At 67.5% G+C, this 464-nt stretch carries 1 protein-coding gene; it reads right to left on the bottom strand.

Annotated features, from left to right (window positions below; genetic code table 11):
• A partial coding sequence (locus tag PY649_RS34865; protein ID WP_285873624.1) for an AMP-binding protein occupies positions 1-464 on the bottom strand: 464 nt, incomplete at both ends.

The following is a 464-nucleotide window of genomic DNA, read 5'->3' as shown; positions in this document are numbered from 1 at the left end:
ATGCTCGACCATGACGCCCTTTGGTGTCCCGGTGGAACCGGAGGTATAGATGACATAGGCGAGATGGCGGGGGGTGAGGCCGAGGGCATGCGGCTCGGGGTTTGTGGCCGGCAGCTCGGCCCAGGCCAGCGCGTCGTCCTGCAGGTCGACCAGCGCCAGATCGGCGATTGCCTCGGGGCCGAGGGCTTGGCGGCCGGCTGCGTCGCAAAGCATAAGCCGTGGTGCGGCATCGTCGAGAACCTGCCGCAGCCGCTGAGACGGGTAGGCTGGGTCGAGCGGCAGATAGGCGCCGCCCGCTTTGAGGATCGCCAAAACCCCCACCACCATCGCCGGGCTGCGCTGAAGGCAGATCGCCACCGGCTGGTCCGGCTTGACCCCGAGCGTGATGAGATGATGGGCCAGCCGGTTGGCCCGGGCGTTGAGTTCGCCATAGCTCAGCTCATCGTCCTCATGGATGAGGGCGA

Source organism: Rhizobium mayense, assembly GCF_030272705.1.
GTDB classification, from domain to species: domain Bacteria; phylum Pseudomonadota; class Alphaproteobacteria; order Rhizobiales; family Rhizobiaceae; genus Rhizobium; species Rhizobium mayense.
This window is presented reverse-complemented; position numbering and strand designations above follow the sequence as displayed.